Below are 24,706 nucleotides of genomic sequence, written 5' to 3'. Positions count from 1 at the left end.
GTCCCCAACGATCCCCTCTATTACCTCTATGATGGGCATAACAGCGTAACCCAGATGATTAACTCAGCAGGGCATGTAAGGGATAAATACCGTTATGACCCCTTTGGTACTCCTATGCCTGGCGGGAAATTAAGCCCGAATACTAGACTATTCAACAACCCCTATGGCTACAACGGTGAGGCTCATGATATTGATTCCGGCCTGCAGTTCTTAAGGGCCAGGTATTATGACCCGAGCATGGGGAGGTTTCAGACTAGGGACAGTTATTTGGGAGAGATTATGAACCCGCTGAGTCTAAATCGGTATGTGTATACGGCTAATAACCCGGTGATGTATTCTGATCCGAGCGGGCATATACCAAATCCCGACACCTTTCAAGCATATTCATATAAGCCTACGCTCGCGGAACAGTTTTTACAATACTCTCCAATGAACTCTAGGCCTGAGCCTACGGTTATTAAGCCTATGACGATTACCGAAGTTATGCGTTCTTTTCAAAATCCCCACGTTGTTCCAGAAAATTCATCGGTTGGACCGACGATAAGTAATAGCGTCAGCAATAGTGTTAGAGTGACAGATTCTAAGTCATATGCAGATCAAGCATCTGCGAAGAAGCCGAATTATAATACGGTTCAATGTAGTGGGAAGGATATATCTTCTCAGGGGACGAGTGAAGCTGATTTAAAAAAATTAAATGAGCTTGCAAATTCTATGCAAAAAGATATGCAAGCTCACCCAATAGGGACTTTACAACCACCATTTTGTGATATCGTGGAGAGAATTGTAAATAGTAATCCCAAAGACTTAAACTTTGCCGAAAAGGTTATATATGGATTAGTTGTTCCACCAACATATGTGGACGAAAATGGAAATACTCAACAGTATGCGCTTGGGATAATGCCGTTTGGAGTAGGAGGTATCGGAAAGGGAGCTATTAAGGGGGCGGGTAATGCTTGGAAAGGTTCGGGTCCCGCACCAGGAGTACTGGGGGTAAATCCTGCTTCAGAATCAGTAGGTGCACTCAAAAACTATTATCCTAGAAACGGTAGTATAGAGTATGTATTCGATCCGAAAACGAAAACTTTCGTATCTGGTGCTCCAAAATCAGGAATGTTCACTGGTTCACCACACCAGCAGTTAGCACAAACAATTGGAGCGGACGAATCAAGTGTAGTTGGTGGAATGTTTAGTCGTGGAGCAAATGGGGAAATTATTACAAATGAGGCTAGTGGACATTATTGGCAAAACTGGACACCGGGAGTTAGAGAACAATTCCAAAGTGTTATGCAGAACTATGGTCTGCCAGTTATTCATTATGGGGGTAAATAAATATGACAAATAAAATAAAATCAATGTTTACCTCAAGTTCAACATCTGAAAAACTAAAAATTTCTAGCTTGGTTCCATCAAATGAAAAAGTAAAATGGGCACCTATAGTAAAATGTAACAATGGTAGCCTTATGGGATTAAAAGATGACGGGATGTGGGTAGTTGAAGGAAAAAATGGATTATTCTTACTAGATAATGAAGATGCGTTTATTTATGTAATGGTAATATTGGAACGACCTATAAATGATGTCCGCAAAGAGGTTAAAGAGTTTTTTGACTCAGTAGAATCCGAAATTGATGTTAATGAAGCATTTCCATTTGTCGAAATAGTCAAAGTTGGACTTGAGCAAGGTTCCCAATATTGGGCTGAATTAGCGTTTAAATGGCTTGAAGAAATGACTAATGAGATGAAGGGAAAATTGTTAGACTCACTAGTAAAAGTAAGCATAGCCAAATGGGTATCTCAGAAGATTCGCTTGAAAGCAAAAAAAGAGATAAAATTGCTTTCTAAGCTTAGCTGAAACGTTTGAAAGTAGACGAAACTAACTACAGAATATGATAATTCTGCAGCAAGTTTTACGGTACAACGATTCTAACAAACCGATGTAGCATAAGGGTCCAGCGAAAAGTCAGCTGGACCCATTTTCTTTTGCAGTGAATTCAGCCGCATTTTGTAGCGAGCAAGTCAATGAGGGCGCTGTCGAAGTTCAAAAAAAATTAGGAAGTGTTGCCCATTTTTGAGGACAACTCTTCCTAATTTGTCACTCGTCCACTATCTCCACGATCTCTAGTACCTCGTAGGTGTCCTTGTCCGCGATGATGTGGATGCACCGCCCGTCACCTACCGACTTGACTGGGAACGTGGTTACCAGCCGTGGTAACAAATTTAGTGCCGTTAAATTGGAATGATATACTTTTTGCAATTGAAAATAACTTTTTAGCACACCAAACTGCAATTGAACATGCCCTAGAAGCTGTACAAAAAAATGAGAACGTACCAGAGGAAGTTTTAGAATTGGCATTCATGTTACAGGGTGAAGCAAAACTTCCATATGATGTTTATCAACTTGTCAATAAATTGGCAACATCACATAACCCAGACAATGCATCCGATTCGAGAGAGAAATTTTTATATGTTTCATTAAACTGGGTATATGAACACAAGGATGATTATTGCAATCCAATTGAAGTAGTTGATATTTTATGTGATGAAATAAACTATCCTGATGAGGTAAAAAATCTTATTAGTTTCATGCCTACATCAGAATCAGAGACAAATTCATCAGATTCAACGACAGAACGGCTACTCGGCAGATTGCTGCGGTATTTAGAAAACCGGCGAAACCGCTGGGCGTAGACATACAAAAACTTGACCCTCGGAAAAACATAAGGGTCAGCAATGACTCCGACATGTTCCTTGATAAATGCGGATTTTCGCAAACCATAACCCCGGTTGTGACCCAAGGCAAGAAATCTGACCCCGAAGGAAATTTCTCTCAGACCCGCATTGCGGGGCGGTGTGAGCCGGAGCGTGGAAGCTCTGCGACCCCGCTCCTTTAACCTGCACGGTTTTCGACCCCATGGTTCACCCTGCTATTGAGGGAATAAGCCATATTTAGAGTCTGTGCTTTTGGGTGCAGGACGTCTCGCAGAAAGCCGCCAAATCCGATTTTATTTTTGCTGAATGGGCAAACACCTTAAGTCTGTTAACAAAACGCGACACAGCGGCACACAGTGGCTCACGTACCAGACAACAATATTAGCAAACTTGCCATTGGCATCAAACATTTGTGTGCCGGATAACGAGGGCATACATGAAACGCACAGCTTCTGTAGACTGCCGGTAACGAACATATAAATCGGCTTGTACCCCATGGTTCATGGTGAACCATGGATTTACAGGAAATTTGTTCTGTGGTAAAATTTGCGCCAGAGGGGGGTATAAGGGGGTACGAAAATCCCCCGCTTTTTCTTTTCTGCAGTTGACAGTTTTGATATAAGCGCAGAAATGACTTGCAATACTTTTCAGACAGAGTTAACATCACACACCAAAGCAAATAACCTGTTTGAAACTGTAAGTCTTGCGGTAGATAGGCTGTCGCGCCCTTGCCCGTTCTGAGAACGAAGGCTATCATCTGAGGTTGCCGGTACTCGGGCTTTATGTGGATGGCAGGACAAAAGAAGGGATGATACGCAGAAAAGAGAAAACTACCTCTATGTCGGTATGGACTTGCATAAAGAAACCCATACCGCCGTAATGGTGAATTGCTGGAATGAGAAATTAGATGTAATTGTTATCGAAAACAAGCCCAGCGAATTCAATAAGCTGGCAAAACGAGTAAACAAGATGGCTGTAAAACTGGGACTGTCCCCGATTTATGGCTTGGAAAACGCCTATGGCTACGGCAGGAGCCTTGCCGTATGGCTGATTGAAAAAGGTTATACGGTGAAAGATGTAAATCCATCCTTAGCCTACGACCAGCGCAAAAGCGCGCCCATGATGAAGAAAAACGATGAGCACGACGCTTATTGCGTGGCAACGGTGCTGATCAACCAGCTGCATACCCTGCCCGACGCAAAGCCGGAGGATAACCATTGGACACTGTCCCAGCTTGTTAACCGCCGGGATACCCTTGTGAAAGATGGTATAAGGCTTAAAAACGCATTACATGACAGGTATCGGCTACTTACCCAAGCTACAAAAAATTCTTCTGTGAAATCGACCGGAAAACGGCATTATACTTTTGGAAAACCTATCCGTCACCCGGTCACTTGAAAAACAAATCAGCAGAAGAATTAGCGGGAGAACTGAAGGCTATCTCCCTAAACATTTTGAAAAGCAAGGCTGAATTGATTCTTGAATGTGTGCAAAATGATGGCAATACCATCCGCGACTATCAGGAATCAAGGGACTTTATCACCCAGAGCCTTGTCAGGGATTTAGAGCATCAGGCAGTTGAGCTGGCACAAATTGATACGGAAATTGAGAAAATGCTGGAAGCCTTTGATTACAAGCTGACCACTATGCCCGGTGTCGGTAACGCAATCGCCAGCAAGCTGATTGCAGAAATAGGCGACATACGCCGTTTTCCTAATGCTGATAAGCTAGCCTGCTTCGCCGGAATTGCCCCGAAAAGCTTTAGTTCCGCCGGAAAAGGCAGGGACGAGAGCAACAAGCAGGGCAACCGTGAGCTGCACGGATTATTTTACTTTCTTGCCGTAACAATGGTATCTGTTTCAAGCTGCCGGACCCTCATATTCAATAACTTTCTTTTATTTTGATAAGAGAAAGTCATTTTTTTCTCTTTGTTGGAGTTTTTCAACAATATAGCGTAACTTTCTCTTCTATATTTTAAAACAAGTTATTGCTTATTAAACCTTAGAAACAGCCATTTTCTAATTATTAGTCATTATCATTATGCCTTGGCATGATTATTGCATATATATTACAGTGTAATTACCGAAACATTTAGTCATGAAAGGGGGTTATAAAGTGAAGACATAGTCTTATCCTTAATCATTTCTAACAATTGCAAGGGCACCAAGGTCTCCTCTTAAGATCTCCATTAGTACAAACTTCTTACACTAACGAAACCTTTGTCATCTCACACTCACGTCATCAACCAGTTTGAGTAAATTGTATTGAGTTGAACTCTCAGGACCCACCAGGCATTCGTCACCGCCTGTATCGATGGACATTTCTAACAGCTCGTTTCTGTATGGAATGATGTCAGTAATCTGGCATACCTAGCCCACTAAAATACCTATTTAGTGGGCCAGGTTATATTTAAAACTTGATGATATCTATCCACCAATCAACACTCTTCATTAAATTAGCTACGAAAATCTTGTTTGCCACCCCAATTGCTAATGTTGAAGATCGAGAAAAAGGAAATAGTATTAATAAATTACAGTTAAACGATTTAGCACAACAGAGTTTTCACGACACTTCACCAATATGAAAGCGGTTGGGGTGCGTCGCATACAATCAGGACGTTATGTGACATTGCCGAATTGAGGTCAGTATGCGCTAGCAAGCTGCATCCTGGTACTCTTACACATTAATACTGCGCAAAGTCTAAAGGATATTCGGCACGTTTTTTACGCAACGCGGTAAAGTTGCGTAAAGATCTGGTAGAGGCACAGATTGGAAAAAAGCTTGCATAAGATTGGAATTAATGGTAGTCTAAAAATCACATGGGGGGTAGATCGAATAGATCACACGGACTCTAAATTCGTGCAGACGGGTGAAACTCCCGTACTCCTCGCCATTTTTATGTCTAAGTGTTTTGACAGGAGGAGTTCATCTCTTGAGTATTTCATGGTCGACGGTTCAATTACAACGGTTAAAAGAACTTAACGCATCCTCTGAACAACTAGATATGAACTTTATTGAGACATCAAACCGCGACCGCGCGTTTCAAGATGTTGAACATAGCTTAGTTAAGCATGGGAAATCACAACTTAAAAAATTACGTGATGAGAAGCATCGGCCTGCCTTACTCGAGCTTGAAGACCGATTGGCGATCGCATTATGCCAAAAGGGATTTGTTCAGGTCGTTACACCGACAATTATTTCAAAGACTTCATTGGCAAAAATGACGATTTCAGACGATCACCCGCTATTTTCACAAGTCTTTTGGTTAGATGCTAAACGATGCCTGCGACCGATGTTGGCTCCGAATCTTTATACACTGTGGAGAGACCTTATACGTCTTTGGGATAAACCTATTCGTATATTTGAAATCGGAACCTGCTATCGAAAAGAATCACAGGGCTCGCAACATCTGAATGAATTTACAATGCTTAACCTGACAGAACTGGGCACCCCGCTCGAAGAGCGATATCAACGGTTAGAAGAAATGGCTCAATGGGTCATGGAGGCAGCAGGAATTGAAGGTTATGGGCTTCTTACCGAATCGTCTGTGGTCTACGGAGATACTGTGGATGTGATGAAAGGTGAGCTCGAGCTGGGATCAGGCGCTATGGGACCTCATTTTTTGGACGAGAAATGGGGAATTTTCGATCCTTGGGTTGGCATAGGTTTTGGATTGGAAAGGCTTCTTATGATTCGAGAAGGTAAACAGAATGTTCAGAGTATGGCCAGGAGCTTAACCTATCTGGATGGAGTTAGGCTGAATATAAAATAGCTATGATAAAATCCTGAGTAAGTTTCATATGATTTAAGTCATGACTAACCATCAGTGAGGGTCATGGCTCTTTTTATATATTAGATTTACTTGTAATTGTTTTTTTCATAGAAAAATTCAGTTACACCTATTTTAGAAGTGAACACCATCTGAACTGTCAACAAAGGGTTACAGTTCGGATGGTGTTATTTTATTAAAAGAAACTCAACTTGTAAAGCCCTTCTGCTGTCTGGATTTTCTGAATTTTCATAAGGTTGGCATTGAACTTGCATATTTATATTAGTGTATACAAAGTGAAAGAAAAAGGAGGAATACAAGCATCTTCTAATAATAAGTCAGAATTTATAGAGCAAAAGTAAAGACAAGGAGGTAATATTATGGCGAACTTTGAAGAGTTGTCAAAAGCGGTATTAAGTGGTAATGATAATCAGGTAGTATCTATAACTAAATCCTTGATTGATAGCGGGACTGATCTTTTGGAAATTATTAATCAGGGTCTGATTGCAGGTATGGACATAGTTGGAGCACGGTTTAAAAGAGGAGAAATGTTTGTTCCTGAAGTACTCATGGCAGCTAGATCGATGTCAGCAGGTATTAATTTGGTTAAACCACTCATGTCTGAAACGGATATCCCCTCAATAGGTAAAGTGCTGGTTGGTACAGTAAAAGGTGACCTTCATGATATCGGAAAGAACCTGTTAGCTATGATGATGGAGGGCGCAGGCTTTACGGTCATTAATTTAGGTGTTGATATTTCACCAGAACAGTTTTTAGAAGCTGCAAAGGAACACAAAGCTGATATGATCGCTATGTCTGCACTGCTTACTACTACTATGGTAGCGATGAAAGACACTGTAGAATTATTTGTAGAAGATGGCCTAAGGGATAAGGTACGCATTATTATAGGGGGAGCTCCGATCTCTCAGGAATATTCTGATGAAATTGGTGCCGACGGTTTTGCACCTGATGCTGCTACCGCTTGTGACCTCGCAAAAAGTTTACTTGCTAAGTAACCTATCCAATTCAGGGCTTGGCATAAAACATATAATCTTAGAAAGGTGGAATGAAAGGTGACCATAAGAAATCCTCGGTCTAATAATCCTCAAAAGCATGGTTTCAGTCTGAACATGTTTACAGATGATGAATTAAGACAAATTCATTATTCAACTCTGGAAGTCCTTTGGCAGGAAGGGGTTCATATCAGTTCTAAAGAGGCCCTAGATCTTTTCCAAGATGCTGGAGCTATGGTAGATCGAACTGAATCTGTTGTACGTATTCCTGCGCACCTTGTAGAAGATGCGATTAGGTCTGCTCCGAGTACTATTACCCTTGCCGGTCGTAATCCAAAGAACGATTGTGTATTAGAGGGCAGCCGGGTAAGTTTTACCACCTTTGGTGCTGGAGTAAACATTATCGACCCTGTAACAGGTGCTTTGAGAAAAACAACCAAGGCGGACGTTGCTGGAACTGCCTTAGTTGCCGATTATCTGGATGGAGTTGACGTTTATTCTCATGCAGTTTCAGCCAGAGACTGTCCTAAAATATCGGTTGATTTACATGAAGCCGAAGCTTTTTTGAGTAATACTAGTAAACATGCTATGCACATTGACCTTACCTCTGGCGATCATGCCAAAAAATATCTTGAAATGGGTGCAATTATTGCCGATGGTTGGGATAATCTCAGGAAGCGGCCGCTTTTATCGGCTCTAACCTGTCCACAAAGTCCACTCCAGCTTCATAAAGAGTGCTGTGATATTATCACGGAATTTGCCCGGGCGGGTGTACCTTGCAATATATTGTCAATGGCTATGTCTGGGGCTACCACACCGGTAACCATTGCTGGAACACTTGTTGTGCACAATGCGGAAGTTCTCGCAGGGATTACCTTATCTCAGCTTGCTGCCAAGGGTGCACCTGTGATGTACGGCAGTTCCACTACGACATTTGACCTGCAATATGCTACTGCTCCAGTGGGTTCGCCGGAGCTTGGGATGTGTAGTGCGGGTGTGGCGGCTCTGGCTCAGTTCTACTTACTGCCGAGCTTTACAGCAGGGACGTAGGCAGATAGCAAATTATCCGATGCTCAGGCAGGATATGAAAAAACAATGACGGCTTTGTTGCCAGCCTTGTCAGGGGTTAACCTGATTTATGGGATGGGAATGCTGGAGTTAGGGGTAACCTTCAGCTATGCCCAACTACTTATCGATAACGAAATAGCACAGATGGTAAAACGAGTGATTCGTGGTGTGGAAATTAACGATGAAACCTTGGCTGTTGACCTAATTAAGCGGGTAGGCGGAGGTAGTGGTAAACACTATTTGTTAGAAAAGCATACCATGGACTTTGTGAAGCAAGAACAGTCTAGGGCATCACTCTTTGACCGCAAAATGCGCCTGATTTGGGAAGCGGATACCGGGGGCAAAGATGCTGCTGAGCGTGCTTCAGAAAGGGCACGGGAAATTCTTAACGAATACAAACCCGAACCGCTAGATAAGGAAGTACAACAAAAACTCAGAAATATCATCGAAGAAGTAGAAAAATAACCTTTATTAAAACCTCATAAAACCCAATGTGAGGCATTCTCGAAAGATAAACAGTGATTTGACTACTAGATTAGTGGTAGGTGCCATCTTATTTAGTGACCAAGACACTGGTAGAAAAACGGAGGAGATGTAGGTGCATTTCCTCCGTTTTCATCTTCTGTGGTCAAACGGTTCAAAAACTCTTGTCAGGAGGAGATAATTAATGGTTATATTCGGTAAATTGATGATTTCTATTATTATGGCCTGTTGTTTAGCGGGAGCTGTTGCGTCAGCTGTTAAAGAGGATTCTGAATTAGGACAGTCATTTATCAATGGTATAGAAACGATAGGAACTATTTTTCTTCCTATAGCAGGAATTATGATCTCTATTCCCTATCTAACGATCTTTATTGAGAAAGTTTTTGGTTCAATCTATAGTTTTATAGGTGCGGATTTGGCGATAGCAGCGACGACTTTTATCCCTAGCGATATAGGAGGATACGTCTTAGCCCAAGCCCTCGCTCAATCTCCTGAAGCTTGGATCATGTCTATGGTGGTGGGCATTATGGCTGCCCCGACAATTCTGTATAATATTCCTATTGGTTTAACCATGTTAGAAAAAGAAGATCACCAATATTTAGCCTTGGGCATGATGTCCGGAATGCTGGCAGTTCCTTTTGGGGTTTTTGTAACATGTATGATCCTCTTCTTTTCCCATATTCCGGTTCGAGAAGCTATTTCCACCAATGCCGATGCTACTTATGTATTATCCTTCGGATTAGTTAGTATTTTTATTAATCTTCTTCCTTTAATAATCATCTGCGTTTTATTTGCTCTGGGGCTAAAGTTGATACCTAAAAAGATGATTAAAGGCTTTATGATCTATGGAAAGATACTCATGGCAGCCTTAAAACTAGTGGTGGCTTTTGCGATCATTGAATACTTTACTGGGGTATTTTCCACAGTTTTAGGCGGATGGGGTTTTGATCCATTTATTGCGGATGAGGAAGAACGCTTTAGGGCATTGGAAATCACAGGTATTATTGGAATTATGTTGGCTGGAGCATTTCCCATGGTCTATCTGTTGAAAAAGTATTTGCAGAAACCCTTAACAAAAATCGGGACAAAATTAGGGTTGACTTATGCTGGTAGTGCTGGGCTCGTAGCAGCTTCAGCCAATGTCTTGGCTATGTTTGCCACGGTTAAAGATATGCCTCCTAAGGACAAGGTTAAGTGCATCGCCTACAGCGTTTGTGCTGGTTACCTTTTGGGAGATTATTTGTCCTTCACTGCAAATTTCCAACCAACCTTGATTGTCCCTGTATTCATCGGACAATTATGTGGAGGTATTATGGGTATTTTCATAGCAGATAAGTTATCGGTTCCCCAAGCCATCAGAATTGCCGAAGAACATGAAAGGAAGACCAATAAGGAAAATGGAAAGGAATACTGTGAAGGACTATAATTATTATTTATTAGTAATTCCCAATGCTTTAAGTTTATAATGTAAATTTTGCCTAGAAATACCCAATACTTGGGCTGATCTACTGATATTCCCTTTATTTCGCATTAGGGTGCTTTCAATTATACTTTTTTCAGTTTCCAACAAAGCACTCTGAAGTGTCCTATTATCAATTACTGTGCTTTGAGAGTCTTTATGGTTTTGAGTATCTTTAAGAAGAAAAAGTCTTTCTCCAAAATATTCAGGTAAATGGTGTAGTTTTAGTATCTTATCTTTATTTAGAACAAAGTTCATAGCACCTTCAATAAAGTTTTCTAATTCTCGAACATTGCCTGGCCAATCATATCGTTCAAAAAAATTGATTAATTCCTCTGAAATATCATTAATAAATAGCCCAAATTCAGTATTACATTTTCTTATAAAATGCCTAGCCAAAACTTCAATGTCTTCTTTTCTTTCCCTCAGGGGAGGAATATTTAGGGTAATGGTAGCTAAACGGAAGTATAAGTCAGAGCGAATGACTTGTTTTTTAACTGCCTCAATAGGATCCATATTTGTAGCACTTATGACTCTGCAATTTAGTGGTATTTGAACTTTGCTTCCAAGTCTCCGTACTGATTTATCCTGTAGTACTCTTAGTAGTTTTGCCTGCAGGGAAAAGGACATCGAATTAATTTCATCTAAGAAAATAGTTCCATCTTCGGCTTGTTCAAATAGGCCGGGCGTATCTATAGCACCAGTAAAAGCACCTTTTACGGTTCCGAAGAGAAGGCTTTCCAAAAGTGTATCTGGAATAGCCGCACAATTCACAGGAATAAACGGACCTTTCGAATATAAACTAGCATTATGAATCCCCTGAGCAAATAGTTCTTTGCCTGTTCCAGTTTCCCCTACGATTAATACCGGGGATTTACGAAAGGCAATTCTTCGTGCTTCTGTCGTAATCTTCTTCATCTTGCTGGTTATTCCTATTATATCGTCGAGAAGAAACATAGCTCCATCATGATGATTAGTTTCTTGTTTAATAAACTTTTTATGCATCTCTAAAGTTATGGCTATAAAATCACTCATCTGATTCATATTGCGAAAGATAACGTAAACTGCTATGATTTGACCTTTGTAATAAAAAGGATATGCACTAAAAATCATATTAGTTTTTCTTCCACAATTCAAGTTATACCAATAGGGCTGTTCAATTAGGGGTTTCCCTGTTTTTAGTATTTTTTTGGTTACTTCCTCTGAAAAGTAGTAAGGCTGTGCAAATACATCCTCTTCCTTTTTTCCCAAAATATCTTTCCTATCAAGACCTTCCATTTTTTCTGATTCGGTATTATACAAAATGATTTCATCTATTTCATTAACTACATATACAGATTCATGAACACTATCAATAACGGTTCTAAGCAATTCATTCTCTTTCTTTAAGTTTTCATTTTCCTTTTGAAGTTCTTCGATTTTGAAATAAACTTTCTTATCCACTAAAAAATCCTCCAAAATCAAGCTTTTTAAATGGTCGCTTTTCCCGTAGAGGCAGAGTTTGATAGATCTGAACTGTAATTATTTTTTTCATAGAAAAATTATATTACATTTATATAGAGTAAGTATCAACCAATTGTAAACAAACGTTTACAGATATGGATCAATTTTGTTTGGTTCATATTAAATAAACATCGAAACCCTTCTACTGTCTAGTTTTTAATGTCTTCATATAAATTGGCATGAAACTTGCTTTAAATTATATATTGATTAATACATTCAATCAAGACAAAATATTTCGACAACTTTGAATCTATTTCGACTATTCCTAAAATTATTTTAATTAATTACTTTATCAGTTAAATTGTAATTAAACGGAAAGGAGGAAAATACTTAAGTCGAAATTTGGTTTAAAGATTTCACGAGTTGAAAAAGCAAAAATGAAGAAAGTCTATGTGTAGAAGATATGGGAAGTGGGATAGGGTGAGGATATTATTTAGGGGGCGAATGAGATGTTAATTGTAGGAGAACTCATCAATGCGAGTCGAAAGGCAATTGGTGAAGCCATTCGGGCACAAGATGCGGAGGCGGTTAAAAAGGTTGCAGTTGACCAACGCGAAGCAGGTGCCAATTTTATCGATGTGAATGCCGGAATTTTCGTGGGGAAAGAAGCGGATTACCTCCAGTGGCTAGTAAAGACTGTTCAAGAGGCTACGGACGCACCTTGTTGCATCGATAGTCCGGATCCAAATGCGATTCTTGCGGCACTATCTGTACATAAAGGCACAGCCATGATTAACTCCATATCTTTGGAAAAGAGCCGTTTTGATTCCTTAGTTCCTGTAGTTGCTGGAACTGATCTCAAGGTCATTGCTCTTTGCATGAGTGATGAAGGTATGCCCGAGACGACTGACCAACGACTGAAAATTGCTGATCGACTCATCAATGGATTAGTACAAAACAATATCCCGATAGATAATATTTATGTCGATCCTCTGGTGCAACCTGTCGCGACAAATAAAGATTTTGGAATAGAATTTCTCAATGCCATTGAGGCCATTTCCAAGCAATTCAAGGGAGTCCACACCATGTGCGGATTGTCAAACATTTCCTATGGATTACCTAACCGTAAATTTATCAATCAAGCCTTTGCAATTATGGCCATTGCTAAAGGTCTAGATGGTTTAATTATCAATCCATTAGATAAAAGAATGATGGCAGGCCTCGTCACGGCGGAAACCTTATTTGGACGTGACAATTTCTGCATGAACTACCTTAACGCCTACCGTTCACTATTATTTGAGTTCTAAAAAGACAAATATAGTTAGTATCTCAAGTCCAAAAGACTGAGATAAGTAAAACACTAAAAAACTAACAAAGGAACGATCAACGTTCCTTTGTTAGTTCATATTAAAACTAAACAAAGAGTCATCTCCAATATCTCGAAAGTAAATGAGACAAAACATAAACATAATGATCATAATCAATCAGACGAAGCAAGGAGGCAGCTATAATGCAGGATTTTAAAATAGACGGGATTCTCGTCAAGGCGAGACAAGAATCTCCGCTTAGCCGTGAGGAAATCTTGAGATTACTAGATATAACCTCGGAAAATGAATTAGGTAAAGTTTCGCAAGTTGCGAGGGAGCTCCGTGAACGGTATTTTGAGAACAAAGTATTTCTTTATGGCTTTGTATATTTTTCTACATACTGTCGGAACGATTGTACCTTTTGTCTCTACAGAAAATCCAATCGAAACTATCCTCGTTATAGAAAAAATCGTAAAGAAATCGTGTCGACTGCTCACTGTTTGGTTGATTCTGGGGTGCACCTTTTAGACCTGACAATGGGTGAGGATCCCCTGTATCATCATTCAATCCATGGATTCAATGATCTTTTGAAAATAGTTAAAGATCTAAAAAGAGACACGAAAACGCCGATTATGATTTCACCTGGGGTCGTTTCTCCGGAAGTTCTTTGGAAATTCAAAGAAGCCGGTGCCGACTGGTATGCATGTTACCAAGAAACTCACAATAAGACGCTTTATAATCGATTACGCATCGAGCAGAGTTATGAGGAACGGATGAATCGGAAGATCCTGGCTAAAGAAATGGGATACTTAATTGAAGAAGGATTGTTGGCCGGAGTCGGTGATACCAATGAAGATATCGCAGATTCTATTCTGACAATGACAAGAATCGGAGCGGACCAAGTTCGGGTCATGAGCTTTGTTCCTCAGGAAAATACACCCCTAGCAAATTGGAAAACCAATTCTCACTTTCGTGAGTTGTTGATCATTGCTATCATGCGTTTGGTCATGCCCGATCGCTTGATTCCTGCGTCTCTAGATGTGGATGGTTTAAAGGGGTTAGAACAACGGCTGAATTCCGGAGCAAACGTCATCACATCAATCATTCCACCTTCAGCGGGTATGGCCGGAGTATCTCAGAGTACTCTGGATATCGATGATGGAAACCGGTCGATTAAGCAGGTGCTCCCTATTCTGAAGGCCAACAGGGTAGAAGCTGCAACATCTAGAGAATATCAAGCCTGGGTGAACTTCCGAAAAGCACACATCACTTCCCCCGAGAAAGGAGTAATTTAATGCGGGTAGCGATTATCGGAGGGAAGTTACAAGGGGTTGAAGCCACTTATTTGGCAAAGAAGGCGGGTTGGGAAGTCGTTCTATTTGATCGTAGACCACTTGCTCAAGCGTCACGTTTGGCTGATAGATTCTACTGTATGGATATTCTTACATGTTCGCAAGAATTCATTGCTTGCCTTAGAGGAATCGATTTGATTCTACCAGCGATTGAGGATATAGAGGTGCTAAGGGCTCTACAGGGAATTTCAGAAATGACCTCAATCCCATTAGCTTTTGACCGCGCTGCTTATTCCATTTCTTCCTCAAAACGTATTTCTAACCGATTATTTCATGATATAGACGTTCCGTCTCCCCTCCCATGGCCGGACTGTGACTTTCCGATTCTTCTAAAACCTTCGAGTCGGAGTGGAAGTGAAGGGGTTCAAGTAATTTATACGAAACAAGAGTTAGAAACGATCCAAACTAATAACCCGGATGAAGAGTGGATCATTGAAGAGTATCTAGAGGGGCCCTCCTATTCGATCGAAGTTGTTGGATTTGCTGGAGAATACCGGGTATTTCAGATTTCAGAATTAGAAATGGATGAGCAGTATGATTGTAAGCGGGTTCTTGCCCCGGCGGAGCTTAAATACTCACTAATCAAGGAATTTGAAGAGCTTGCTCTTAAAATAGCTCGTGAGATTACGCTAAACGGGATCATGGATGTGGAGACGATTCTCCATAATGGAAGGCTTAAAGTCTTAGAGATTGATGCTCGGTTACCAAGCCAGACTCCAACGGCAGTCTATCATTCGTCCGGAATTAATATGGTCGAGTGCTTGGGTAATACCTGTGTACAGGGAAGTCTATACTCCTCCCTTCCTAAGCAGGCTGTACAGAACGATCAATATGTCATTTATGAGCATTTTCTAGTGACTTCAGAGAAAATTGAGGCTTCCGGTGAACACATCCTGTCCCAAGTCGGCCCGTTAAGTTTATTAACTGATTTCTTAGGAACCGATGAGGTTTTGACTGACTATACTCCCGAAAAGAAGGAGTGGGTATTGACCTTAATCACTCGAAGTTCGGACTTCAAAGATGCTTGGAAAAAAAGAGAAAAAGTCCTTCAGAGGATTCAGGAGGAATTAAAAATCCCTATAGTGATAGATCCCTATCCTTCGAGCTTGAATAAGGAGCTGAATTGCTATGACTCGTTTAGAGGAAAACGATATCGATTTGATAGCACAACAAATGGAAGAGTACAACGAAGAGTTAGTGAGAAAGACCGGTCATACACTTTCCGAAATCGCTGCGCATGCTATTGGCATGCACTATACAGACGTTCCTGATCCAGGGCCTATTGCTGTGTTACCCATGACCTGCGGACAGGGAGTGATCGGCGGGTTTTCTGAAACTGTTGCAGGAATATTAAGTTTCCTTGGAGTGAGTACCTTTGTTCCTTCCTCCCCAGATGCTAAAGGGTTTGCAGAAGCCATGGAGCGTAAGGCGGAAATCGTCTTTATGGCTGACGATGACCGTTTTATCGCAGCACACCTGAAAACAGGGTACTGCTCAGATAATAGTGAGGCAACTGGGAAGGGATATGTAGCAGCTCTCGATTATATGACAGGAGGGCTTAAGGACCGGTGTGTGCTGATACTGGGCGCGGGTCCGGTGGGACGCTCTGCAGCCTTTTCTGTTCTCAACTTCGGAGGAAAAATCGCCGTTTATGATAAGGACTCAAAAGTAAGGGAAAAACTAGCCCAAGACATTTTTAGTCAGAGCGGACAATATGTTCACCTTGAGAAGGATTTTGATTCGGCTATAAAAAATCATCGAGCAATCGTGGATGCCTGCCCCGAAGCAGGGTTTATAACCCAGGACCATCTTTATTCTGATAGTTTTATTGCAGCCCCAGGAGTACCCTTAGGTGTCCATTCTGATGCTTTAGATCAAATCTCATCTCGTTTGGTTCATGATCCACTCCAATTGGGAGTAGCGACTATGCTTTATGAACTTTTAAACAAATAGCTGTTAAAAGAAACTTGTCGAATTGCATATAGAGATATATTTTAAGGAGGTGGGAATCAAATGTCCCAAGCGGCCCTTAAAGAAAAGAGAAGGTATTATCGTAAAAATGTAGATTTCTGTAATTTAGTAGAAAAAATTAAACTATGGCCCTCCCGTAGTGGCAAATTGCATGGGATCAAGTCTTTGACTCGAAGAGGGGATATGGCGGAGATTGTAACCCACTGTAATCGACGTTTTAGTATCTATAATTCGAGACATGGCCGGGCTGCTCGATGGATGAGGAACAAATGGTTTACAGGTGTTTGCCCGATATGTAAGGTTCCGGAATGGAAGCTTCAGAAGTATTCATCGACGGTGATGAACCAACATTATGGAGCACATCTATAAAAAAAAATTAATCCGCTCAGTTCACATAAGTTTAATTTTTGTGTTAATAGGGGTTGTGAGAAGAGCCCTTTCTGCGGTAAGATGTTCAAGCCGAACTTCTGATGTGTTGGCGAGCGGCCTGTTGAATCGTATACGTGTACGATTCAACAGGCCGCTCATTCCTTTCTAAAGACGACTTAGGAAGTCCATCCATGCTGCTGAGTTTGTTATTTGCCCAACTGCCCATCCTCAGTCAAATCTCCCAAGGATTCAAAATTATTATTTTAACGATATTGATAGCAGGAATTGCAGCTCTCCTGTTTCCTGTGAAGGAGGTTGCCGATGAGCGGTAATGTCTATCTCTATATTCTGGTAATGGCGGGCGTTACATATATGATCAGACTCATTCCTTTGATTTTTATGCGTTCTCCTGGAACACGTTCGGAGTGATAATCTAGTGTTTGGAAAGATCATGGATATATTAGACCCACTGACTGTTCGGATGATGGGTCCTCATATTAATCGGCGAACTATAGAAAATATTGATAAAGCGGGCCTCCGTATAAAAAGTGTTGAGGACCAACACCTTAAAATCCTAAAACTCATTATTGCTGAACCATAAGAAGAGTATGGGACTATGTCCATGGATGTAATGGGTTTAAAACAAAAAGAGCTTATCGATGGAGTAAAGATTGTTGGAATTAGCTATTACTTAGGTAAAGCTGAAGAAGCAAATGTAAATTTATGTATTTAAAAACTTCCAAAGAAGTCGAGACAATGCTTTTATGGCCGTGCACTTTTGAGGAGGATGGACATGCGGAGGATTCTATTCGCGGATGATGAAGCGAATATGCGCTGGGTTTTGGAACGGGCATTAAGTAAAGCCGGCTATGATGTGGAGACAGCGGAGGAGGGGCAACTCGCCTTAGATCGAGCCTTGGCGGAACACCGTTCTTGTGCGTAATTACCCCAGAGCAAACTATTACCGTGTGGCAAATATCTATCGATTAAAACAGGTTCTTAGAATTTGTTGGACAATGCCATTAAACATTCGGAAGCTGGGGGCAGTAGGCATAGAGTTGGGTCTAGATAGGCTTTCGGCACCGAAATCTTGCTTTCAGGTTAGTTTAAGTCCTTCGGTTATCTAGTGATAACCATTATTAGATATAGGAGAAATTATGTTCCCTTTCAATCAATAAAATATCTAGGTTACTCTTCTTTTAGCACACATTATCCAAAAAGTTGTTGACAAAATATCTAAAATCCGTATACTCATAGTTGAGAATGATTTTCAATACCTTGAACGCGTGCAAGATATTGAAAGTTTTAGGATTATGAAATAGTCACAACTTTGGGAGGAGAAACACATTATGAAAAAACGTCGCTTTGCAGGAATGCTTGCTGTACTTACTTTAGCCGGAGCAGTACTTACGGGTTGTTCAGCAACTTCATCGACTACATCAGTTCAAACGAAATCCAGTTCACCGCAAGGGGAAAAAACAAGTCAAGTTGTCAATATTTATTCTGACCGACATTATGAGACGGATAAGCTGCTCTTAGAGGAGTTCTCTAAGGAAACTGGGGTCAAGGTCAATGTCATCGAAGGGAAATCCGATGAATTGATTGAGCGTCTTGCTCGGGAAGGGAAAGATTCTCAAGCGGATCTTCTCGTGACAGCAGACGTCGGAAGACTTCATAGGGCAAAAGAACAAGGGTTATTACAATCTGCAGAATCGGATACCTTATCTAAAAACGTTCCTGAGAATCTAAAAGATAAGGACAATCAATGGTATGGTTTAACGGTTCGGGCGAGGGTCTTGGTTTATGCCAAGGATCGGGTAGACCCATCCCAATTATCAACGTACGAAGATCTGACGGATCCTAAATGGAATAAGAAAATTCTTGTCCGTGGTTCAGACAGTATTTACAACCAATCCTTACTCGCTTCATTTATCGCTGTGAACGGGGAAGAAAAGGCGAAAGCATGGGCTAAAGGAATTGTTGACAATATGGCTCGTACTCCCAAAGGATCGGATCGGGATCAAGCAAAGGCTGTGGTTGCTGGCGAAGGAGATGTCGCCATCATGAACACGTATTATTATGGCCTCCTCCTAAATTCTTCGGATTCTGAAGAAGTCAAGGTCGCTAAACAACTCGGGGTCTTCTTCCCAAATCAAACCACAACCGGTACTCACATTAATGTAAGTGGAGCTGGTGTAACTGCATCCGCAAAGAATAAAGAAAATGCGATCAAATTGGTTGAATTCCTTTCTAGCGAAAAGGCCCAGAAGCAATTTTCCGAAGCAAACTTCGAATACCCGGCTAACCCTGCTGTTGAGCCTTCAGACCTTTTGAAGTCCTGGGGAACTTTTAAACCACAGACTATCAATCTCACGAAACTAGGCGAGAATAATAAGAACGCTGTACAGATCTTTAGTCAAGTGGGTTGGAAGTAATTCTTTGAGTCAACGAAGGCAGCCTAGAGAGGCTGCCTTCGTTTGGTATGGTCAGTTATATAGTTAAGATTAAGGGCGGTGTAAATTTGAGGAGTGGTAGCAGTATCAAACGGAGCTTTAACCTATGGGGAATGTTAAGTGCGTTTTTCGCTGCACTGATTATCTTGCCTAATGTTGACTTATTTGGGAATTTGTTTGTTCAACCGAATGAAAATTGGTATCACATAAAAACCTATTTGCTTAAAGATTATATTACCAACACTTTGGTAATCATTGGTTTTACTGGTGTATTTACAGTTTTGGTTGGAAGCGGGCTGGCATGGTTGATCTCCGCTTATGATTTTCCGGGAAGAAAGATTATTAATTGGGCTCTGATTCTACCATTAACAATTCCGACTTATATTGGGGCGTACACTTATAATGGGATTTTAAACTATACTGGAGTCGTACAAAGGCTTCTCAGAAATGTCTTGGAAGTTCAAGTCAGTCCGAAGTGGTTGGATATTATGAACATTCAGGGAGCAATATTCATTTTCGCTGTCTTCTTATTTCCGTATGTCTATACAGTCACTCGTGCGTTTTTATCCAACCAATCAGCGTCTCTCATTGAAAACGCTAGGCTGTTAGGGAAGAACTCGTTAGAAATTTTTTGTCAGGTTGTTCTTCCTATTTCGAGGGGGGCTATCTTAGGTGGGATGACTCTCGTTATATTTGAGGTACTCAATGATTACGGAGTAGTCTCTTATTTTGGAGTGCAAACATTTAGTACTGCGATTTTTAAGGCATGGTTCTCTATGGGGGATATCGACACTGCCGTTAAGCTTTCAGGAGTTTTGATGACTATTGTCATTAGTGTATTACTGCTTGAAAGAGGATTGAGAGGGAGAAAAAAATACAGTTATACCACCTCTAAAGTAAGGCCAATTGTACGGACTCGGCTTAGGGGGCTGAAGGGGTTTTGGGCTTTTTTCGTCAGTTTTATGTTTCTTAGTTTAGGGTTCATAATTCCAGTCCTTCAACTCCTTGTTTGGAGTACCTTAACTTATAAAAAGGTTCTTAATATAGCATTTCTTAAGTTGCTCGGGAATTCGGTCGTTGTAGCGCTGGTGGCAGCGTTAATTATCTTGGGGGTTGCTGTGATTATTGCGAATTTTTCTAGGCTTCAAGAAAACTGGGTTGGGAAGCTTTTCTCAAAGGTCACTTTGCTTGGATATTCGATTCCAGGAGCCGTTATTTCTATGGGAGTGATTCTTTTCTTTGTAGATTTTGATCGTAAGCTAGAGTGGTTCTATAAAGCATTGAACCCTAACTCGATCACTTTGGTTCTCAGTTCGAGTGTTGTTATGCTAATCTTTGCCTATTCCGTTCGTTTCTTAGCCGTAGGATACCAATCCATTGAAGCAGGGTTTGAAAAAGTGGGGAAGAAGTTTTTTGAAGCCTCTCGTATACTTGGAAACGGGGTAACCAAAACGTTCTTTAGAGTTGACCTCCCTATGATTAAGCCGGCGGTTATCAGTGCTTTCGCTTTAACCTTTGTCGATATCGTTAAGGAGCTTCCGCTGACCCTTATCCTAAGACCGTATAATTTTAATACGCTAGCTACTAAAACTTATGAGTATGCCACGGATGAAATGATTCATGAGGCTGCGATTCCTGCCTTGTTGATTATTCTAGTCAGCATTGCTTCCGTGTATTTGCTAAATAAACTTGGAGAAAAGGAGGGAATCTAAATGTTTGCCGAAATACGAGGATTGTCCTTTAGATATAAGAATTCATCTGTAGATAACGTTAAGGACTTTAATCTAGAAATGAATCAGGGTGAAGTTACCTGCATCTTAGGGGAAAGTGGAAGTGGAAAAAGTACAGTTTTGCGACTTCTCGCTGGACTTGAATTTCCTCTGAATGGTCAAATGCAAATCAATGGAAAGATACTATTTAATGAAGATAAATTCGTGCTTCCGGAAAAACGAGGGATTGGGATGGTTTTTCAGGACTATGCACTCTTTCCCCATATGACGGTGGAGGAGAATATCCGGTTTGGTTTAACGAATTTGAGTAAACAAGAAAAAACCGAACGAATCCGTGAAATGTTGGAACTTGTACATTTAGAGGATTATGCTAAGCGTTACCCCTACGAATTAAGTGGAGGACAACAGCAAAGGGTGGCGATTGCCAGAGCGGTTGCTCCGAAGCCATCGATTCTCTTGCTTGATGAACCCTTTAGTAATTTAGATGCCCATTTGCGTCAATCGATTCGGGAAGAGTTAAACGGAATTTTGAAGGATACTGGGATGACTTCGATTTTTGTGACTCATGATAGGGAAGATGCCAAGAGTATCGCTGATCAGGTCGTGATTTTAGATAAAGGGGAGACGATTGGGAAAGGAAAAGCCATAATTATCTAAGTTCATTACTCCCAATTATCCTCCGTATTTCACTCTTCGATTAAGCATGCTATAATTATTCTGTCCCTTATTAACACATAATTTACGGGTCCTAGGACAATAGTAGGACCACTAACATGGGGGTATTTAGAGCGTCTGATTGCAACCTGTAAAATTTACATTAACAAACCGGGTGATACATTTTGCAAAATAGCTCGTGCCAATAACACGTCTCTTTCAGAGCTAATCGCTGCTAATCCAGACCTTGATTCCCAAAGTTGAGGATTGGTCAAGCAATTCAGCTCTATTCATCTGATTATATAAATAAAACCAGAATCGTGTCTAATATTTCATCAATACGCTCCTGGGTACCGGGCTTGCATACTACCTGTAAAGGCTGGATCTGCCTGAATTGATCATAATCATCTGTAGATGTCACAAATACTATGTTGCATGTTGACATGGAATCGGATTGCCATTTTTAACGAAAACTAGGCAAATAGGAGGATATTTCTCAAAATAATTGAAATACACAATTAAGGGTTTGAGAGAATCATACAAAGGCTAAATTGCTGGGATTTTTCCTAAGAAAAGAAAAGTGAATAAAGGGGGCCTATTGGAACATGGATAAACTAAGGTATCCCATCGGGCAATTTAATATTTCAGAAGAGGTTAGTTTGGATCAGGTTGATAACTTTATTGCCCAAATTGAGGCTGTGCCAAAATTACTTGCCGATTCAGTTAAAGATTTGTCTTATGAACAATTAAGTTCTCCCTATAGACCAGGAGGGTGGACAATTCAGCAAGTTATTCATCATCTAGCAGATAGTCATATGAACGCATACATCAGAGTTAAACTTGCCTTGACTGAGGACTTCCCCACAATAATACCGTTCAACGAAGCATTATGGGCTGAACTTGAAGATGCTCGTGCCTTACCAGTCGATGTATCCCTTAAGCTTATTGAAACTCTTCATTTTCGATGGGTCTTTTTATTGAGGTCGTTATCACCTGCTGAACTCAATCGTCAGTTTCGTCACCCTGATGCCGGTGATCTAAGTATTAGAAAGACAACAGCGTTATACGCTTGGCATGGCAATCACCACTTGGCGCATATTATGAATTTCAGAAAGAGTATCGGTCTTTAGCCATTAAGAATTGCTTCCAATCTGTGATATTTTGGACTTTTTAGGGCAGATAGAGCATCGTTTAGGCGGTGCTTTTTGTGTTTTCTGCACCTTTGTTAAATGATGCACCACTCTTAGGCAAAATTTCTACCTTTCGTTAAAAGGTTTTACTTCAAAGAAGGACTCTAAAGATTATTCAAAATTTGCGTTTAGAGAGAAATGTGTGCTTAAATATTAAAAGCCTTGAGATTAAGAAGTTTTGACTGTATGATTTTCATAATGAAGCCTAACCATGGAGAATATAATATGATTGAACTGAAAAAAGACAAGCCGTTTTTGCCGAAGGTATTGCCTAAGGAGGGATTAATCATGAATAGCAGTTCCTGCCCTTTAGATAGAGAAACTAGATATTGGATCATTCTTATGATGAGATTTTTGTCACTGATAAAGATGGAGTTACTATATATGTTAACCCAGCCTGTCAAAGAAACTACGGAGTAGTGCCGGAGGGATTGATTGGGCAAACAGCGGGACAGATGGCTTTAGAAAGGTATTGTTTCCCACCAATTACCCCCATAATTCTCCAGGAAAAGCAGAGGGTAACCTTAGAGCAGGAAACGATTACGGGAAGGAGGATCGTCACAACAGCCGAACCAGTCTTTAGCGAAAATGGAGATTTAGAGTTAATTATTATGAATGTGCGTGACATTTATCAAATAAACAAAGTAAAACATGATATAGCCCAAACTCTAGAATTAGTAGATAAGTATAAAGAAGAAGTAGAGCTGCTGAGGAGAAAGGAATTTATCAATCATAATCTTGTTGCCCGAGATAAAGCAATGCTAGATCTACTGGAACTAGTCCAGAGGATTGCCCCTGTTGAATCGAACGTTCTAATTCTTGGGGAGTCAGGAACCGGTAAAGGAGTCATAGCTAAACATATACATAAACTAAGCTCTCGAAAAGATGGACCATTTATCACGATAAATTGTGCGGCGATTCCCGACCAATTGCTGGAATCAGAATTGTTTGGGTATGCCTCGGGCACTTTTACTGGAGCCGACAAAAAGGGGAAAATAGGGCTAATCGAGCTAGCAACTGGTGGATCCCTTTTTCTTGACGAAATCGCAGAAATACCGTTGGGTTTACAAGCTAAGATTTTGCATGTAATTCAGGAATATAAATACAGCCCTGTTGGAGGAAGAGAATCTAAGAGTGTGGATTGTCGTATTATCGCTGCCACTAATTCAGATCTGAATGAGGCAGTGAAAGCAGGTAAGTTTAGGGCAGATCTTTATTATCGATTAAATGTGATCGAATTAGAAATACCCCCGCTTAGAAAACGACTGGGTGATATCCTGCCATTGATATACTTTTTCTTAAATAAATATGATAAAAAGTATAAAACTGCTCATCAATTTACTCAAGATTGCCTAGATGTGTTATTACAACATCAATGGCCGGGTAATATTCGCGAATTAGAGCACCTTGTGGAAAGATTGGTTATAACCAATCCGGAGGGTATTATAAAGCTTATGGATTTACCCAAAAGTCTCAGAAATGACTTGCATGGGGTTGATACCGGATTGAATATTAGAGATTTTTCTCTGGCGGGAGCTCTCCAAGAAGTAGAAAAGAACCTAGTGATTGACGCTTATAAACAGTACAAAACAACCTATAAAGTGGCAGAATCACTACAAGTTAGTCAATCCACGGCTTGGCGATTGATAAGTAAATATGTGCATGAATTACCCTGATGAAAATTCGGGGTTTTCCACATTTATTGGGTATCCATATTATTTGAGGTGGGTCAGTTTTT

At 40.6% G+C, this 24,706-nt stretch carries 23 protein-coding genes and 2 pseudogenes; 23 read left to right on the top strand and 2 right to left on the bottom strand.

Annotated features, from left to right (window positions below):
* The 9 genes and pseudogenes from M8E35_RS24075 to eutH form a co-directional block, all read left to right on the top strand.
* The coding region (locus M8E35_RS24075; protein ID WP_252473455.1) for an RHS repeat-associated core domain-containing protein at nucleotides 1-1,329 on the top strand (1,329 nt) is incomplete at its 5' end.
* 2 nt (nucleotides 1,330-1,331) lie between these two features.
* Nucleotides 1,332-1,850, top strand: coding sequence for a hypothetical protein (locus tag M8E35_RS24070; protein WP_252473454.1), 519 nt, complete (start codon nucleotides 1,332-1,334; stop codon nucleotides 1,848-1,850).
* Nucleotides 1,851-2,203: 353 nt separating this feature from the next.
* Nucleotides 2,204-2,686 carry a DUF2247 family protein gene (locus M8E35_RS24065; protein WP_252473452.1) on the top strand — a complete coding sequence of 161 codons (483 nt, stop codon included), beginning with the start codon at nucleotides 2,204-2,206 and terminating at the stop codon, nucleotides 2,684-2,686.
* An 873-nt stretch (nucleotides 2,687-3,559) separates the two neighbouring features.
* A complete protein-coding gene (locus tag M8E35_RS24060) occupies nucleotides 3,560-4,105 on the top strand; it encodes an IS110 family transposase (protein ID WP_252473450.1) in 546 nt (181 codons plus the stop codon).
* Nucleotides 4,102-4,611 carry a transposase gene (locus M8E35_RS24055; RefSeq protein ID WP_252473448.1) on the top strand — a complete coding sequence of 170 codons (510 nt, stop codon included), beginning with the start codon at nucleotides 4,102-4,104 and terminating at the stop codon, nucleotides 4,609-4,611. Before M8E35_RS24060 ends, M8E35_RS24055 begins: the two co-directional genes overlap by 4 nt.
* A gap of 1,028 nt (nucleotides 4,612-5,639) precedes the next feature.
* Nucleotides 5,640-6,479 carry a pyrrolysine--tRNA(Pyl) ligase large subunit gene (gene pylSc / locus M8E35_RS24050; protein ID WP_252473446.1) on the top strand — a complete coding sequence of 280 codons (840 nt, stop codon included), beginning with the start codon at nucleotides 5,640-5,642 and terminating at the stop codon, nucleotides 6,477-6,479.
* A 377-nt stretch (nucleotides 6,480-6,856) separates the two neighbouring features.
* The gene (locus tag M8E35_RS24045; protein ID WP_252473444.1) at nucleotides 6,857-7,492 is read left to right on the top strand and encodes a cobalamin B12-binding domain-containing protein; all 636 of its coding nucleotides are present in this window, start codon (nucleotides 6,857-6,859) and stop codon (nucleotides 7,490-7,492) included.
* 57 nt (nucleotides 7,493-7,549) lie between these two features.
* Nucleotides 7,550-9,022, top strand: a pseudogene (mttB, locus tag M8E35_RS24040) ([trimethylamine--corrinoid protein] Co-methyltransferase).
* Nucleotides 9,023-9,224: 202 nt separating this feature from the next.
* Nucleotides 9,225-10,466, top strand: a complete 1,242-nt coding sequence (gene eutH / locus M8E35_RS24035) for an ethanolamine utilization protein EutH (protein ID WP_252473442.1) — start codon at nucleotides 9,225-9,227, stop codon at nucleotides 10,464-10,466.
* Between the two features lie 3 nt (nucleotides 10,467-10,469).
* Here the strand turns inward: eutH and M8E35_RS24030 are convergent, their stop codons facing one another.
* Nucleotides 10,470-11,942: a sigma-54 interaction domain-containing protein gene (locus M8E35_RS24030; RefSeq protein ID WP_252473440.1), complete on the bottom strand. Its 1,473-nt coding sequence runs from the start codon at nucleotides 11,940-11,942 to the stop codon at nucleotides 10,470-10,472.
* 509 nt (nucleotides 11,943-12,451) lie between these two features.
* On the opposite strand from M8E35_RS24030, the gene M8E35_RS24025 reads away from it, so the two are divergent.
* The 12 genes from M8E35_RS24025 to M8E35_RS23965 all read left to right on the top strand — a co-directional run bounded on the left by M8E35_RS24025 (nucleotide 12,452) and on the right by M8E35_RS23965 (nucleotide 21,781).
* Complete coding sequence (locus M8E35_RS24025; RefSeq protein ID WP_252473438.1) at nucleotides 12,452-13,249, top strand: methyltetrahydrofolate cobalamin methyltransferase; 798 nt, start codon at nucleotides 12,452-12,454, stop codon at nucleotides 13,247-13,249.
* Nucleotides 13,250-13,452: 203 nt separating this feature from the next.
* A complete protein-coding gene (pylB, locus tag M8E35_RS24020) occupies nucleotides 13,453-14,544 on the top strand; it encodes a methylornithine synthase PylB (protein ID WP_252473436.1) in 1,092 nt (363 codons plus the stop codon).
* Nucleotides 14,544-15,872 carry a 3-methylornithine--L-lysine ligase PylC gene (gene pylC / locus M8E35_RS24015; protein ID WP_252473434.1) on the top strand — a complete coding sequence of 443 codons (1,329 nt, stop codon included), beginning with the start codon at nucleotides 14,544-14,546 and terminating at the stop codon, nucleotides 15,870-15,872. The genes pylB and pylC overlap by 1 nt, the downstream gene beginning before the upstream one ends.
* Nucleotides 15,775-16,554, top strand: coding sequence for a 3-methylornithyl-N6-L-lysine dehydrogenase PylD (pylD, locus tag M8E35_RS24010; RefSeq protein ID WP_252473460.1), 780 nt, complete (start codon nucleotides 15,775-15,777; stop codon nucleotides 16,552-16,554). Before pylC ends, pylD begins: the two co-directional genes overlap by 98 nt.
* Nucleotides 16,555-16,614: 60 nt before the next feature.
* Nucleotides 16,615-16,941: a pyrrolysine--tRNA(Pyl) ligase small subunit gene (pylSn, locus tag M8E35_RS24005; RefSeq protein WP_252473432.1), complete on the top strand. Its 327-nt coding sequence runs from the start codon at nucleotides 16,615-16,617 to the stop codon at nucleotides 16,939-16,941.
* Between the two features lie 191 nt (nucleotides 16,942-17,132).
* Nucleotides 17,133-17,273 (top strand): hypothetical protein, encoded by a 141-nt coding sequence (locus M8E35_RS24000; protein WP_366946781.1) that lies wholly within the window; start codon nucleotides 17,133-17,135, stop codon nucleotides 17,271-17,273.
* Nucleotides 17,274-17,377: 104 nt separating this feature from the next.
* Nucleotides 17,378-17,542 (top strand): hypothetical protein, encoded by a 165-nt coding sequence (locus M8E35_RS23990; RefSeq protein ID WP_252473430.1) that lies wholly within the window; start codon nucleotides 17,378-17,380, stop codon nucleotides 17,540-17,542.
* A 15-nt stretch (nucleotides 17,543-17,557) separates the two neighbouring features.
* Nucleotides 17,558-17,674 (top strand): DsrE/DsrF/DrsH-like family protein, encoded by a 117-nt coding sequence (locus M8E35_RS23985; RefSeq protein WP_252473418.1) that lies wholly within the window; start codon nucleotides 17,558-17,560, stop codon nucleotides 17,672-17,674.
* A gap of 60 nt (nucleotides 17,675-17,734) precedes the next feature.
* Nucleotides 17,735-17,884: a response regulator gene (locus M8E35_RS23980; RefSeq protein WP_252473416.1), complete on the top strand. Its 150-nt coding sequence runs from the start codon at nucleotides 17,735-17,737 to the stop codon at nucleotides 17,882-17,884.
* Nucleotides 17,885-18,290: 406 nt separating this feature from the next.
* The gene (locus tag M8E35_RS23975) at nucleotides 18,291-19,376 is read left to right on the top strand and encodes a Fe(3+) ABC transporter substrate-binding protein (protein WP_252473414.1); all 1,086 of its coding nucleotides are present in this window, start codon (nucleotides 18,291-18,293) and stop codon (nucleotides 19,374-19,376) included.
* A gap of 131 nt (nucleotides 19,377-19,507) precedes the next feature.
* Nucleotides 19,508-21,106, top strand: a complete 1,599-nt coding sequence (locus tag M8E35_RS23970) for an ABC transporter permease (RefSeq protein ID WP_252473458.1) — start codon at nucleotides 19,508-19,510, stop codon at nucleotides 21,104-21,106.
* On the top strand, nucleotides 21,107-21,781 hold the full coding sequence (locus M8E35_RS23965) for an ABC transporter ATP-binding protein (RefSeq protein ID WP_252473412.1): 675 nt from the start codon (nucleotides 21,107-21,109) through the stop codon (nucleotides 21,779-21,781).
* A 295-nt stretch (nucleotides 21,782-22,076) separates the two neighbouring features.
* Here the strand turns inward: M8E35_RS23965 and M8E35_RS23955 are convergent.
* Nucleotides 22,077-22,235, bottom strand: a pseudogene (locus tag M8E35_RS23955) (LytR/AlgR family response regulator transcription factor); the annotation flags it as partial.
* A 148-nt stretch (nucleotides 22,236-22,383) separates the two neighbouring features.
* Between M8E35_RS23955 and M8E35_RS23950 the strand changes: the two are divergent.
* Nucleotides 22,384-22,908: a YfiT family bacillithiol transferase gene (locus tag M8E35_RS23950; protein ID WP_252473410.1), complete on the top strand. Its 525-nt coding sequence runs from the start codon at nucleotides 22,384-22,386 to the stop codon at nucleotides 22,906-22,908.
* Between the two features lie 389 nt (nucleotides 22,909-23,297).
* Nucleotides 23,298-24,644: a sigma-54 interaction domain-containing protein gene (locus M8E35_RS23945; protein ID WP_252473408.1), complete on the top strand. Its 1,347-nt coding sequence runs from the start codon at nucleotides 23,298-23,300 to the stop codon at nucleotides 24,642-24,644.
* Nucleotides 24,645-24,706 lie beyond the last annotated feature (62 nt).

The sequence above is a fragment of the Desulfosporosinus nitroreducens genome (assembly GCF_023897015.1).
Lineage (GTDB): Bacteria > Bacillota > Desulfitobacteriia > Desulfitobacteriales > Desulfitobacteriaceae > Desulfosporosinus > Desulfosporosinus nitroreducens.
Note: the sequence above shows the minus strand (reverse complement) of the source record. Positions and strands in the feature narration are given on the sequence as shown.

Coding starts and splice junctions, on each gene's coding strand:
- M8E35_RS24070 (WP_252473454.1), top strand. CDS start 1,332: ATGACAAATAAAATAAAATCAATGTTTACCTCAAGTTCAACATCTGAA.
- M8E35_RS24045 (WP_252473444.1), top strand. CDS start 6,857: ATGGCGAACTTTGAAGAGTTGTCAAAAGCGGTATTAAGTGGTAATGAT.
- eutH (WP_252473442.1), top strand. CDS start 9,225: ATGGTTATATTCGGTAAATTGATGATTTCTATTATTATGGCCTGTTGT.
- M8E35_RS24025 (WP_252473438.1), top strand. CDS start 12,452: ATGTTAATTGTAGGAGAACTCATCAATGCGAGTCGAAAGGCAATTGGT.
- pylB (WP_252473436.1), top strand. CDS start 13,453: ATGCAGGATTTTAAAATAGACGGGATTCTCGTCAAGGCGAGACAAGAA.
- pylC (WP_252473434.1), top strand. CDS start 14,544: ATGCGGGTAGCGATTATCGGAGGGAAGTTACAAGGGGTTGAAGCCACT.
- pylD (WP_252473460.1), top strand. CDS start 15,775: ATGGAAGAGTACAACGAAGAGTTAGTGAGAAAGACCGGTCATACACTT.
- pylSn (WP_252473432.1), top strand. CDS start 16,615: ATGTCCCAAGCGGCCCTTAAAGAAAAGAGAAGGTATTATCGTAAAAAT.
- M8E35_RS24000 (WP_366946781.1), top strand. CDS start 17,133: ATGCTGCTGAGTTTGTTATTTGCCCAACTGCCCATCCTCAGTCAAATC.
- M8E35_RS23985 (WP_252473418.1), top strand. CDS start 17,558: ATGTCCATGGATGTAATGGGTTTAAAACAAAAAGAGCTTATCGATGGA.
- M8E35_RS23980 (WP_252473416.1), top strand. CDS start 17,735: ATGCGGAGGATTCTATTCGCGGATGATGAAGCGAATATGCGCTGGGTT.
- M8E35_RS23975 (WP_252473414.1), top strand. CDS start 18,291: ATGAAAAAACGTCGCTTTGCAGGAATGCTTGCTGTACTTACTTTAGCC.
- M8E35_RS23970 (WP_252473458.1), top strand. CDS start 19,508: ATGTTAAGTGCGTTTTTCGCTGCACTGATTATCTTGCCTAATGTTGAC.
- M8E35_RS23965 (WP_252473412.1), top strand. CDS start 21,107: ATGTTTGCCGAAATACGAGGATTGTCCTTTAGATATAAGAATTCATCT.
- M8E35_RS23950 (WP_252473410.1), top strand. CDS start 22,384: ATGGATAAACTAAGGTATCCCATCGGGCAATTTAATATTTCAGAAGAG.